Raw genomic sequence first — 13,243 nt, forward strand, 5'->3', positions numbered from 1 at the left:
GTCAGATCGCGGCCGTAGCGGCGCTTCGCTGCCTGCGCGCCAGCCAGATCAGCGCGATACCTGTCAGCGCCACCGGCACCAGCGATCCGAAGTTCAGCAATTGCCAGCCCTGTGTCGTGACCAGCACGCCCGAGGCGAACGAGGTCAGTGCCAGCGTCGCGAACACGCAGAAGTTGAGCGCGCCCTGCGCCCGGTCGCGCTCTTCGGGCGTATAGGCCGTGAGCGACAGCGTCGTACTGCCGGTGAACAAGAAGTTCCAGCCCACGCCCAGCAGGCACAGCGCCACGATGAAGTGATGCAGCTCGACGCCCGAGAGCGCGACCGCGATGCATCCGAGGTTGAGCGCCAGCCCCACGCCCATCACCGGCAACGCGCCGAAGCGGCGGATCAGGTGGCCGGTGAAGAAGCCCGGCGCGAACATGCCGATCACGTGCCATTCGAGCACCAGCGCGGCATCTGAAAAAGGCAGGCTGCAGATCTGCATGGCGATGGGCGTGGCGGCCATCAGCAGGTTCATCACGCCGTAGCCCAGCGCGCCCGAGGCTGCGGTCACGATGAACACCGGCTGCCGCACGATCTCGCGCAATGGCCGTCCGCCCGCGGCGTCGTTGCGCTTTGGCGTGGCCGGGAATTCGATGAAATGCATCACCGCCATCGACAGCAGTGCGACCGCGGCCAGCGCGACGTACGCGCCGGCGAATGGCACGGCGAACGCGTCGCGCGTGACGGTTGCCAGGTTGGGCCCCGCAACCGCGCCGATGAGGCCACCCGCCATCACCATCGAGACCGCCTTCTCGCGCCATGCCGGCGCCGCAAGCTCGGCTGCTGCGAAGCGGTAGAGACCGGCGTTGGCGTTGTAGTAGCCCGCGATCAACGTGGCAAAACACAGCAGCCAGAAGTTCTTCGAGACGGCGGCGTAGGCGCACACCAGTGCCGACGCAAACGCCACCGCCAACCCGATCTGGAACGAGCCACGCCGGCCGAAGCGCTGCTGCGTGCGCGCCACCAGCCCGGTGCTGAGCGCGCCGCCCACCACATAGCCCATCACCGGCAGCGTCGCCATCCAGCCGTGGGGTGCGATGCCCAGGCCGACCAGCCCGTTGATCGCGATGAAGGTGACGTTGTTGGTCAGGAGCAGGCCCTGACAGATGGCGAGAAGCCAGAGGTTGCGGTTCATGGTGTGGCGGCCCGGATCACGCGGCTCAGGTCGCGTTCGATTTCGCTGAGCACGATCGGGGTGAGTTCGCCGAGGGTGGCATCGGCACCGTCGAGCACCACGGCACTCACGGTCTGCAGGTCTTTCCCGTCGGGGCTGTCCTGCACGAACCAGCCTTCTTCGAGCTGCAGGCAGATCTGGCGTCCTCCAGGCAGCGGCTTGTTGAAGCTGTTGACCATGCCACCCTCGCCCACCTCGCGCTGCCAGCCGCGCGTTTCCAGGCCGAGCAGGCCTGCGTTCGACACGGACCGACCGGCCCAATGATCGAGCCCCCGGCGCGAGCGCTGCGCTTCGTCGAGCGTGAAGGTCTCGCGCATCAGTTGCTCGAAGGGCTGCATCAGCTCGTAGTCGGCCAGCACCGACCCCCACGCGCCCGCGAGCGTGGGGTCGAGCGCAGCGATCTCCAGCGGATGCGGAATGCCGATGCGGCCGTCTTCGGGCAGCGCGAAGGCGTCGTCTTGCAGGTCGGTGAGTTCGCCCTCCGCAGTGACGCGGAAGGTGCCTTCGAGCTGGTCTTGTGCATCGAACAAGCCCCAGACCAGCGGCCGGCTGAAGACACGCAGCACCGGATGGTTCGCGAAGAAGGGAACGAACTCGTCGGGCGCCCAGCGGCGCTGGTCGCACATGGCGGCTTCGAGCCGCTTGAGCTGCGCGCTGGCGACGGTCTTCGCGAGCTTGCGCAGTTCCTTGAGCTGCGTGGTCGCAGCGGTGGCCTTGCCCGCGTCGTCGCCTGCGTTCGGCTTGGGCAGCGCCTTGAGCAGCTTGCCGGCGCTGTCGCGCAGCACGGGCTGGAAATTGTCGTCCATGCGCACCTCGAAGCTGCGCGGACCGAAGTCGAGCGACAGGCGGGCGCGTGCGTCCAGGCCGAGGTCGGGCACGGTACGGTCGGCCAGCTGTTCCATGCTGAGGCCGCGTTGTTCGGCCACTTCGCCCAGCATGCGGTCGGCCCGGGTGCGCAGGTCGTCGTAGCGCGTTTGGCGGGCCAACTCGCTCAGGTGCATGAGGGCGGTGTCGCTGCCGATCTCGCCGAGCATCTCGAGCGCGTCGTAGGCCCGAACGCGGTCGAGCGCGGCGCGCCACTGGCGCAGCAGGCCGAACAGCTGGCGTGCGGTTTCGTCGTCGCCGAAGCGGCCCTGCAACGCGAAGGCCCAGCGCTCCTTGCTCGGGCGGCCGTTGCCGATCCACCAGGCCAGCAGCGCGCGGCCGAAGCGCGCCAGGGCGTCGGGAGCGAGTACGGCAAGCAGCGCGCTCAGGCCGGGGTACGGCGCATCGGATTTGCTCAGCATCATGGCCATGAGCACGTCGGGCACGACGGCCTGCGGCAGCGCATGGCCGCTGTCCTTCAGGACGAGGCGCGGCAGCGTCGCCAGCGGCAAGGCCTTGGGTACGGCGGGCAGGCTCTCGGGCAGCACGTCCTCGGGGGCGGTGGACAGCAGCTGCGTGATGGCGCTTGCGGCTTCCGGGCTGTAGGCGTTGGCCTGTGCGTGAACCTTCTCGGCATGGCCGGCGTCCTGCAGCCATCGCAACGCGGCCTGGGCGGCATCGCGTGGTGCACCGGGCGCGCCCAGCGCGGCAGGGATGAGGCCACGCGCGGCCGTCTCCGGGTAGTGGGTCAGCCACTCGCCTGCTTCACGCCGGACCCAGCGGTTGGTGTGGAAGCCCTTCGCGACCCAGTTGGCGAGCTGGTCCCATTCGATGACCGAGACCAGCTCGAACATCGCGCGCGCACCCTGCTTCAGGTAGCGCTGCAGGCCCGGCAGCGCAGCGGTGCCGAAGTGATGGAGCACGGGGCGGATGCGCATGGCATCGCCCATGTAGTGCGCCTCTTGCGGCATCTGCTCGAACACCGCGATGGCCACGGGGGTCGGCAGTTGCCAGAGGAAGTCGGTGTGGCCCCACGTGCCCGGCGGCGGTGTCGTGAAGTCTTCCGGCTCGATGCGGCGGCCAGCCATCACCGGTTCGATCGACTCGGGCCGCAGGCCCATCAGCCACAAGGCCTTGCGGGGGGCGTCCCATGACGGGGCCTGCGCCTGCACCTCGGCCGGCGCGGCGGACCCGGTGCGTGCGAAGTCCGCCATCCGCCGGTCGGAATCTTCGCGTCGGGATGCGACTTCGCGCTTCAACCAGTCGGAGGCGGTCTCGGCCTGGTCGTGCGGGACGTGCGGTGGGGGGGTGAAGCCATCCCAGTGCAGCGTCGCGGGCTCGCATCGCAGGGGCAATGCCAACGTCGGGGTGGCCGGCAGCGCCTGCCGGTTCTTCCAGGGCGGATGGCGCAGGAAGGCGGGCCATTCTTCCGGTGCGGCATCGACCAGGCCTTCGGAGCCATCTTCCTGCAGGCGCTCGAGCGTCTTGCGCTGGGCGGCATCGCAAGACGCCTCCAGGGGCGCCTGCCAGTCGGGGTTCGCGGCCAGCAGTTCCAGCACCAGCGCGGCGCCGGCCTGGTGGCGCGCGGGGTTGGCGGACAGCAGCTCGCGCAGTACGAACAACGGCCAGCGCGCGGCCTGCCTGATCAGGGCGTTCTTGCAGTCGAGTTGCTTGACCTGGGTGACGAGGAAACGCACGACGGCCGCATCGTGGATCGCCAGCAGATCGGCGATGGCTTCCTTGCGCAGCGCGGGGTCGAGGAACAGCTCCACCGCGTTGGGGCCGTGCAGTTCGAGCATGCGCAGCCGCGCCGGACGCAGCTGCCAGGTCGGGAGGCGATGGCGCCGGAAGAAGTCGAGGCTGTCGGCCAGGCTCCGTTCAGTTGCGAGCGTGCCGCCGCAGTTGCTGCAGGGGCGGTCCTCGAACTGCGCCAGCGCTTCGCGCATGGCCTTGGTCCACCGGACGGTGCCGTCGGGCTGCGCCTCCAGGCCATCGTCCCCCTTCGACTTGCGACTCCCTGCCATGCCATTCCCCGGAATTGATGCGAGCGGGATTGTCGGCCAACGGAAGCCGTCGCAGCGGGAGAGAACGGACGAAAAAAAGCGCCCTTGCGGGCGCCGGAATTCTTGACGGGCAGCTGCCTTGTTTCAGGGCTGCTTGCCTTGCAGCAGGCCGCTGAGCGAACCCAGCAGGTCTTCATGGTTGCCCAGGCCCTGGTCGGGCACCTTGCCATGCGGCGTGAGCTGGTCGATGAGCGACGGCAGCATGGTGGCGAGCATCGGCAGCAGCGTTTGCGCATTGACGCCGAGCTTGGACGCGATGGCGGCGATGGTGTCGCTGCCCAGTGCGTTTTGCAGTTGGTCGCCCGTGACCGGCTGGTTTTCTCCCTTGCCGATCCACGAACCGATGACATTGCCCAGCCCGGCCTGCTCGAATTTCGAGACCAGCCCTCCCAGGCCGCCTTGACCGCCGTTGTTGGCAAGCAGGCCGCCCAGCGCGCCGGCCAGGCCGCCGAGATCGCCCAGCCCCCCGAGGCCCCCACCTTGCGGTTGCTGCTGTTGTGCAGCGCCTCCTAGCACTTGACCGAGTACCGAATCGAGCAATCCCATGGCCGTTTCCTTGGTGTGTGACAGAACCGCTGGCATTTTGCGGTGCCGCGGACCGTAAGAAGAAAGTGGTGTATCCACTTTCAAACTTGCATCGTGACAAATTACTTGGTGCGCGGAGCCCGTTTGGGAAGCAATGCGGGATTGACCCCTTGCACCCCCACCAGGCCCAGCACGGTAACGAGCGAATTCTGCGCGCCTTTCCATGCATCTGTCACGTCGATCGATTCGCTCAGTGCGTGAAAACCGGAAGCCTTGCCGCCACCGCCCACGATGATGGCCGGGATGCCGAGCGAGATCGGCACGTTGGCATCGGTGCTGCCGCCGCGCAGCAGAGTCTTGTGGCCGAAGGCGGCGTTCGAGCGCGTGGCCGCCTCGACGATCACCGAATCGGGTGGCGTGCGGCCACCGGGGCGGTCGCCGATCAGCTTGGTGCTCGCGCTCAGCGTGTTCACGTTCCAACGCTTGTTTTCTTCGACCACGGCGTCGTCGATGGCCGTGAGGATCTTCTTTTCGGTTTCCAGCAACGAGGCCATGTCGTCCGAACGGATGTCGATGGCCATGCGCGCATCGGGCGCGATGGTGTTGACCGACGTGCCGCCGCCCACGGTGCCGACGGTGAAGGTGGTCTTCGGAAAGCTCGGCGTGCGGATGTCGGCGATCTTGGCGATGGCGCGGCCCATGCTGTGGATCGCACTCGGCACCTGCCCGAAGGCCCCGAAGCTGTGGCCGCCCGGCCCCTGGAACGTGACCTCGTAGCGATGGCTCGCGGTGCCCAGCACCAGCACGCTGCCCGGCGGCGAGGGCTCCAGCCCGACCATGCCGTCGATGTCGAGGTTGTCGCGAAAGATCGCCTTCATGCCGCGCAGGTTGCCCAGCTCTTCCTCGCCGACGTTGCCGACGATCATCAGGTCGCCCACGGTCTGGATCTTGTTGTCGTTCAGTACCTTGAGCCACGACAGGAGCACGGCGAGTCCGCGCGTGTCGTCGGCGATGCCAGGGGCATGTAGGCGGCCATCGCGCTCTTTCACCTTTACGTCGGTGCCGGCGGGAAACACCGTATCGAGGTGCGCCGAGATCAGCAGCTTGGGCCCGTTGCCGGTGCCCTTGCGCAGGCCGATCACGTTGCCTTCGGCATCGATCTTCGCGTGCGTCAGGCCGAGCGCCTTCATGCGCGCGAGGAAGGCTTCAGCGCGCTTGTGTTCCTTGAACGGGGGCGCCTCGATCTCGGTGAGCATCTTCAGGTCCTCGACCGAGCGCTCGTGATCGGCCTTGACCGCGTCCAGCAGCTTCTGGATGGTGGGCGAGGCCATCAGCTGCGTGAAGGCCTTGTCGACTTCGGGGCTGACCTGCGCGGGCGTGGGGGCGACGGCCGGATTCTGAGCATGGACGCCCCGCGCTGCGCAAAGAGCTGCAAGAACGAGAGGGGCGAGACGCAGCGCGCTGGACAGGCGAGGCATGGGGCAAAAGTCCTTCTTTTGTATTAACTGGGTAACGATTGTTTCCCAGACTTTCTGCGAGCGCGTCGCGGAAAACACCCACCCCTTCCGTTCGGCCTAGCGCCGACTAGAGCCCGGCGAGCGACACCAGCGCGGCCAGTGCCGCGGTTTCGGCGCGCAGCACGCGGGTGCCGAGCGTGACCGGCGCGAAGCCACGGGCAATGGCTTCTTGCTCCTCGCTGCTGCTCAGGCCGCCTTCGGGGCCGCTCAGCACGAGCACGTCGCGGGCATCGGGCGCGATGTCGGCGATCCGGCGTGTGCCTTCGGCGAGGCTCAGTACGAGGCGCACGGCTTCGACGTTGGCACCTTGCGCATCGATCCAACCCGAAGCGCCCGAGAAAGAGCGCACCGGATGGATCAGCGGCACGCGGTTGCGGCCGCACTGCTCGCAGGCCGCGACGGCGATAGCTTCCCAGTGCGCCCGCTTCTTCTCGGCGCGCTCGCCCGACAGGCGCAGCACGCCGTGGGCGGTGGCCAGCGGCTGGATGCTCGCCACGCCCAGCTCGGTGGCCTTCTCGACCAGCCAGTCCATGCGCTCGTTGGCGGGCATGCCGACCGCGAGGTGCACGGCGCGCGGTGCTTCGCGCTCCACCGCCAGATGGGCACCGACCGTCACCGAGACGTCGCTGCGCCCCATGCGTTCGACCGTGGCCGTGTACTCGCCGCCCGCGCCATCGAACAGCGTGAGCGCGTCGCCGGGCTGCATCCGGAGCACCTGCACATGGCGCGCGGCACCGGCCGGCAAGGCCAGGTTGGCACCGGCGGTCAGCGGGATGGAGCAGTGAAAACGGGGCATGCTATGAAATAAGGAGCGAGGAACGACCGTTGTATGGCCGTCACAGGCCCTTCGCTTTTCAGCTTTCCTTCAGACACGGCCGTAGGCGAAGCCGGTGAGCGCCGAAGTGCCCTCGATTTCGTCGATCACGCGCACCAGCGGCGTGAGTTCCATGTAGCGGCCCGCGGTGGCGCGGATGTAGGCAATGAAGCGTGGCGTGTCGGCCAGGTAACGGGGCTTGCCGTCGCGCAGCGTGAGGCGCGCGAAGATGCCGGCGACCTTCAGGTGGCGCTGCAGGCCCATCCATTCGACCGCGCGATAGAAGGCGCCGAAGTCTTCGTCGACCGGCAGGCCGGCCTTGCGGGCGGCCACCCAGTAGCGGACGGTGATGTCGAGCACGAACTCCTCGTCCCAGCTCAGGAAGGCGTCGCGCATCAGGCTGGCGATGTCGTAGGTGATCGGGCCGTAGACCGCGTCCTGGAAATCGAGCACGCCGAGCGCGGGGGCCGCACTCATCATGAGGTTGCGGGGCATGAAGTCGCGGTGCACGTACACGCTGGGCGACGCGAGGTTGCTGTCGACGATCAGCTTGAAGCTGCGCTCCAGCCGCTCCTTGAGCTTGCCCTCGACGGCGATGCCGCGATGGCGCCCGATGTACCACTCGGGGAACAGAGCCAGCTCGCGCTCGAGCAGTGCCCTGTCGTAAGGCGGCAGGACGCCGGGCTGGGAGGCCAGTTGCCAGCGGATCAGGGCGTCGATCGCCTGGTCGTAAAGCGGGCGGCCGGTGTCCGGACGGGCCGGATCGAGCACGTCGAGCATCGTGTGGCGGCCCAGGTCGTCGAGCAGCAGGAAGCCGTTGATCCGGTCCCATTCGAGCACCGTGGGGGCGAGCACGCCGGCGTCGGCCATGAGCTTGGCCACCTGCACGAAGGGGTCGCTGTTTTCCTTGTCGGGCGGCGCGTCCATCACGATGCGCGTGGGGGCCGTCGCATCGGTGGTGTCGAGGCGAAAGTAGCGGCGAAAACTGGCGTCGGCCGAGGCCAGGCGGACCGTGTCAGGCAGCAACCGATGGGCGCCGGCAATGCCGGTCAGCCAGCTCCGGAAGACTTCGGCCCGCTGTGGATCTGTCCAGTGAATGGTCTCGGCGGAGCGTGGGGCCAATGTGGCCGGGGGCAAGGGTGCTGTCATGGATAATCGATTCTACAAATCCGCCTGGCGCGGCAATCCCCTTGGGCCGGCTTCCGGCCGGACCGGGTTGCTGCCGGCCCCTGCAACCCGCCGGCCTGCCGCGCCGTCTCCCCGACGATATCCTTCGTTCCGAACCGATGCCTACGACCCAACGCCCCCACGCTTGGCACCTTGTGCGCTCGCTGCCCTTCCCGGGAGCGTCGCCGGCTTTCCCCGGAACGGCCAGGCGGGAGGCTTGATGAGCCGACGTGTTGCTTCGCGGCGCTCCGGCCCGCCGCTGCCACTGGCTGTGCTGTCCCTGGCGCTGTTGCACGCGCACGGCGCCTACGCACAGTCCGCTGGCGGGCTCGATGGGCCCCTGACGCTCAAGCGCACGCCGCTGCTGACGGAAGTCGTGCCCCCGACGGAGCGCGGCCAGTTGCCCAGCCTCGTCACCGGCGATCGCATGTCCGGCCGGCCCGACCTGGAAACCATCGTCGAAGGCAACGCGACGTTGCGGCGCGGCGCCCTCGCCATCACCGCGGACCGCCTCGAGTACTACCAGCCCGACGACCGCGCCAAGGCCACCGGCAATGTGCGGGTCAACCAGGCCGGCAACGTGTACGAGGGCCCCGAGCTGCAGCTCAAGCTCGAGACCTTCGAGGGCTTCTTCAACAATGTGCGCTATCACTTCCTGGCGAACGACGCGCACGGTGAAGCGCAACGCATCGATTTCGTCGATTCCAATGTGTCGATCGCCCGGCAGGCCACCTACACGACCTGCCGCCGCGAAGACTTCCCCGGCTGGATGCCCGCCTGGCTGCTGACCGCAACCTCGATCACGACCGACACCCAGGAAAGCGAAGGCGTGGCCAAGAACGCGCGGCTGAGCTTCATGGGCATCTCGACGCCGGCGCTTCCGAGCGTGAGCTTCCCGCTGTCGAATGAACGCAAGAGCGGCCTGCTGCCGCCGACCGTCGGTATCGACAACACCAACGGCATCGAGATCGCGCAGCCGTACTACTGGAACATCGCACCCAATCGCGACGCCACGTTCACGCCGACGCTGATGACCAAGCGCGGCATCAATTTCAGCAACGAGTTCCGCTACCTTGAGAAGGAATATGGCGGCTCCATCCGGTTTGACCTGATGGGCAGCGACCGCCTGCTGGGCCAGCGCTACAACGAGAGCCTGCAGCAGGTGGCCAACGGAACGGTCACGGCCAGCTCCATCGGCCAACCGCCCACCAGCAGCAAGCGCTGGGGCCTCTGGCTCAACCATCACCAGGATTTCGACGCCAAGGCGCTGGGGCTCGATTCGCTGTCGGCCAGCGTCAACATCAACCGGGTCAGCGACAACGACTACTGGCGCGACTTCACGCGCACGCCGTCGGTCGCTATTCGCCAGTTGCCCAACGACGCCTCGCTCAATTGGAGCAAGGGCGACTGGAGCGGCACCGTGCGCACGCTGGCCTACCAGACGCTGCAGTACTCGCTGTCGCCGATCACGCCTTCGTACGACCGCCTGCCGCAGGTCACCGCCAACTACAAGAAGTACGACTGGCACGGCTTCGATGTCGCGTTCACCGCGGACTACACGCACTTCAGTGCGCCGCGTATCCTGTTCGGGCAGAACGGCTTCGACATCAACCAGCAGTCGCAGCCCGACGGGGACCGTGCCTACGTGCTGGGCTCGATCAGCCGGCCCTTCATCACGCCGAGTTCGTTCGTGATCCCGAAGCTGCAGGTGCAGTCGGCCGCCTACAACTACTTCGTGCCACAGGCGAATCTGCCGAAGTTGACGCTCAACGGCATCACCTACGTCAACGGCATTCCCTACAACTCGAATTCGCCGGTGCTCATCGGCACGTCGAGCACCAGCACCGTGCCGACCTTCAGCCTCGACAGCGGCCTGATCTTCGAGCGCGACGCCAGCTACTTCGGCCGTGCCTTCCGTCAGACGCTGGAGCCCCGCGCGTACTACGTCTACACGCCGTACCGCGACCAGAGCATGCTGCCGAACTACGACACGGCAGCCAACGACTTCAGCTTTGCGACGATCTACACCGAGAACGCGTTCTCGGGCAACGACCGCATCTCGGACACCAACGCACTCACGCTCGGGGTGACCTCGCGCCTGATCGACCCCGGCACCGGCGTCGAAGCCGTGCGCTTCGGCGTCGCCCAGCGCTTCCGCTTTGCCGACCAGAAGGTCACGCTGCCCGGCGCGGCACCCGTGACGGATCGCACCAGCGACCTGTTGCTCGGCGGCCAGATCAACTGGACGCCGAAGTGGAGCCTGGACACCCTGCTCCAGTACAACCCCGATACGCGACGGTCGACGCGCTCGGCCATCAGCGCGCGCTACAACCCCGAGCCGTACCACAACCTGAGCGTGGCCTTCCGCTACCAGGCTCCCAGCGCCGCCTACCTGGCGGCGAAGGCGGCCGATCCGAACACCACGGCGACGAATGACGGCAGCAAGTCGATCGACGTGGGCTGGCAATGGCCGGTCAACGACCTGTGGGGCGACAAGGGCAAGGACCTCGGCCCCGGCAAGGGCCAGGGCGGTGGACGCTGGTACGCTGTGGGCCGCCTGAACTACGACCTGCAGGCCAAGGGGCTCACGGACGGTGTGCTCGGCTTCGAGTACGACGGCTGCTGCTGGATCGGGCGCGTGGTGTTGCAACGCATCACGACCGGGCAGGTGAAACCCAACACCCGCATCATGTTCCAGCTCGAGTTTGTCGGGTTCTCCAGTGTCGGGTCGAGCCCGATGCAGGCCTTGCGGCAAAACATCCAGCGCTACCAACCCTTGCGCCAACCTGGCGAGGCACCAAGCCGCTTCACCAATTACGACTGAGACGACAGACTGAGCATCGCCATGAAACACATCCGTTCCATCATCACCCTGGGCTGCCTTGCAGCAGTGGCAGCAACGTCGGGCGCACAGGGCTTTCGCTCTGGCAGCGGCATCACGGACATCATGCGCGCCGGTCCGCGCCTAGGCCCACCGGCCGCGCGCCCTGCGGCGAATGCACCCGCCGCGGCGCCGGTGCAGCGCTCCGCCGAATTCATCGTCGCACTGGTCAATTCCGAGCCGATCACCAACACCGATGTGCAGTCGCGGGTGGATCGGGTGATCAAGGAAAACGCCGAAGCCCAGCGCGTGCCGCGCGCTGAGCTCACGCGGCTCGTGCTGGAGCGCCTGATCTCCGAGCGCGCCCAGCTGCAGCTGGCCAAGGAAAACGGCCTCAAGGTCGACGAGGTCGCCATCGATCAGGCCGAGCAGACCGTGGCCCGCCAGAACGAGATCAGCGTGACCGAGCTGCATCGCCGCGTGGCCGCCGAAGGCATCGCGCTGGCGGATTTCCGCCGCGACCTGCGCGACCAGTTGCTGCTCACGCGTTTGCGTGACCGTGAGGTCGAGTCGAAGGTCAAGGTCAGCGATTCCGAGGCCGACGAATACCTGCGCGACCAGCGCAACCTCGCTGTCAAGAACACGGCCCTGGAAAACCTCAATCTCGGCCAGGTGCTCGTCGCCGTGCCCGAGAACGCGACCGATGCCCAGGTGGCGGCCGCGCAGAAGAAGGCCCAAGACCTCGCGCAGCGTGCGCGTGCCGGCGAGGACTTCGCCAAGCTGGTGCGAGAAAACTCGGATTCGCCGGACCGCGCCAACGGTGGCGCGATGGGCATGCGCACCGCCGACCGCTATCCGTCGCTGTTTGTCGACGCCACGCAGTCGACGGCGGTGAATGGCATTGCCGGCCCCGTTCGTTCGAGCGCGGGCTTCCACGTGCTCAAGGTGCTTGCGAAAGCCCAGCTCGGCTCGGCCGATGCCACCGTCACGCAGACGCAAGTGCGCCACATCCTGCTGCTCAACGACCCCAAGCGCACCACGGCGCAGGCGGTGGCACAGCTCGCTGAATTCAAGCGCCGCCTGCAGGCCGGCACGGCCGACTTCGCGGGCCTGGCCCGCGACAACTCGCAGGACGGCAGCGCCAAGGATGGCGGCGACCTCGGCTGGTCGCAGCCGGGCCAGTTCGTGCCCGAATTCGAAGAAGCCATGGACCGGCTCTCCCCAGGTCAGATCAGCGACCCCGTGGTGTCGCGTTTCGGCGTGCACCTGATCCAGGTGGTCGCCCGCCGCGATGCCAAGTTGAGCCAGGGCGAGCAGCGCGAAGCCGCCCGGGCAGCGCTGCGCGACCAACGCATCGACGAAGCCTTCAACACCTGGGCACAGGAAGTGCGCGCCCGCGCCTACGTCGAATACCGCGAACCCCCGCAGTCCTGATCATCTGATGGCACACATCGCCAGGAAGCGATTCGGGCAGCATTTCCTGTCCGACGGCGGGATCATCGACGCGATCGTGCACGAGATCGCGCCGCAACCCGGCGATGCGATGGTCGAGATCGGCCCAGGGCTCGCGGCGCTCACGCAGCCGCTGGTCGAGCGGCTTGGGCGCCTCACCGTGATCGAGCTCGACCGGGATCTCGCCAAGCGCCTGCGCGAGCATCCGCAGCTGGACGTGATCGAATCCGACGTGCTGAAGGTGGACTTCGCGGAACTGGCCGCCCGCTTCCCGGCAAAGCCGCTGCGCGTGGTGGGCAACCTGCCCTACAACATCTCCACGCCGATCCTGTTCCACCTGCTGGGCGCGGCGCACCTGGTGGCCGACCAGCACTTCATGCTGCAAAAGGAAGTGATCGATCGCATGGTGGCCCGGCCTGCCACGTCGGACTACAGCCGCCTGAGCGTGATGCTGCAGTGGCGCTACGACATGCAGAACGTGCTGTTTGTGCCGCCCGAGAGCTTCGATCCGCCCCCGCGCGTCGACAGTGCCGTGGTGCGGATGGTGCCGTTGGCGCAGCCTCCCGCCGTCGATGCCGCGCGGCTCGGCGAGATCGTGCAGGTCGCCTTCAGCCAGCGCCGCAAGATCCTGCGGCACACGCTCGGCCGGTGGCTCGAAGAGCATGGGTTCGCCGGCGAGTTCGACCCGCAGCGGCGGGCCGAAGAAGTACCGGTGGCCGAATACGTGGCATTGGCCCAGGCCGTTCCCCCATGAAAAAAGCCCGTCGATGACGGGCTTTTTTCATGGGGGGAATGACCGCTTGC

At 67.4% G+C, this 13,243-nt stretch carries 9 protein-coding genes; 3 read left to right on the forward strand and 6 right to left on the reverse strand.

Going from position 1 to position 13,243, the window contains the following annotated elements; translation table 11 throughout:
• Position 1 precedes the first annotated feature (1 nt).
• From BLQ28_RS18215 to BLQ28_RS18240, 6 genes are all read right to left on the reverse strand, one after another.
• Positions 2–1,177 (reverse strand): MFS transporter, encoded by a 1,176-nt coding sequence (locus BLQ28_RS18215; protein ID WP_093242331.1) that lies wholly within the window; start codon positions 1,175–1,177, stop codon positions 2–4.
• On the reverse strand, positions 1,174–4,104 hold the full coding sequence (locus BLQ28_RS18220; RefSeq protein WP_093242334.1) for a DUF4132 domain-containing protein: 2,931 nt from the start codon (positions 4,102–4,104) through the stop codon (positions 1,174–1,176). The genes BLQ28_RS18215 and BLQ28_RS18220 overlap by 4 nt, the downstream gene beginning before the upstream one ends.
• Before the next feature lie 123 nt (positions 4,105–4,227).
• Positions 4,228–4,689, reverse strand: coding sequence for a YidB family protein (locus BLQ28_RS18225; RefSeq protein ID WP_218121943.1), 462 nt, complete (start codon positions 4,687–4,689; stop codon positions 4,228–4,230).
• Positions 4,690–4,790: 101 nt separating this feature from the next.
• Positions 4,791–6,146 carry a M20/M25/M40 family metallo-hydrolase gene (locus tag BLQ28_RS18230; RefSeq protein WP_093242339.1) on the reverse strand — a complete coding sequence of 452 codons (1,356 nt, stop codon included), beginning with the start codon at positions 6,144–6,146 and terminating at the stop codon, positions 4,791–4,793.
• A 106-nt stretch (positions 6,147–6,252) separates the two neighbouring features.
• Positions 6,253–6,981 carry a 16S rRNA (uracil(1498)-N(3))-methyltransferase gene (locus BLQ28_RS18235; RefSeq protein ID WP_093242341.1) on the reverse strand — a complete coding sequence of 243 codons (729 nt, stop codon included), beginning with the start codon at positions 6,979–6,981 and terminating at the stop codon, positions 6,253–6,255.
• A 69-nt stretch (positions 6,982–7,050) separates the two neighbouring features.
• Positions 7,051–8,148, reverse strand: coding sequence for an aminoglycoside phosphotransferase family protein (locus BLQ28_RS18240; RefSeq protein WP_093242343.1), 1,098 nt, complete (start codon positions 8,146–8,148; stop codon positions 7,051–7,053).
• Between the two features lie 238 nt (positions 8,149–8,386).
• Here BLQ28_RS18240 and BLQ28_RS18245 point away from each other — a divergent pair, with 238 nt between their 5' ends.
• The 3 genes from BLQ28_RS18245 to rsmA are packed head-to-tail and all read left to right on the forward strand — an operon-like array spanning position 8,387 to position 13,193.
• Entirely contained in the window at positions 8,387–10,990 is a 2,604-nt protein-coding gene (locus BLQ28_RS18245; protein ID WP_093242345.1) for an LPS-assembly protein LptD, read from the forward strand.
• 21 nt (positions 10,991–11,011) lie between these two features.
• A complete protein-coding gene (locus tag BLQ28_RS18250; protein ID WP_093242347.1) occupies positions 11,012–12,421 on the forward strand; it encodes a peptidylprolyl isomerase in 1,410 nt (469 codons plus the stop codon).
• A gap of 7 nt (positions 12,422–12,428) precedes the next feature.
• Positions 12,429–13,193, forward strand: coding sequence for a 16S rRNA (adenine(1518)-N(6)/adenine(1519)-N(6))-dimethyltransferase RsmA (gene rsmA, locus BLQ28_RS18255; protein WP_093242350.1), 765 nt, complete (start codon positions 12,429–12,431; stop codon positions 13,191–13,193).
• The last annotated feature ends 50 nt before the right edge of the window (positions 13,194–13,243 follow it).

The organism is Variovorax sp. EL159 (assembly GCF_900100965.1).
Lineage (GTDB): Bacteria > Pseudomonadota > Gammaproteobacteria > Burkholderiales > Burkholderiaceae_C > Variovorax.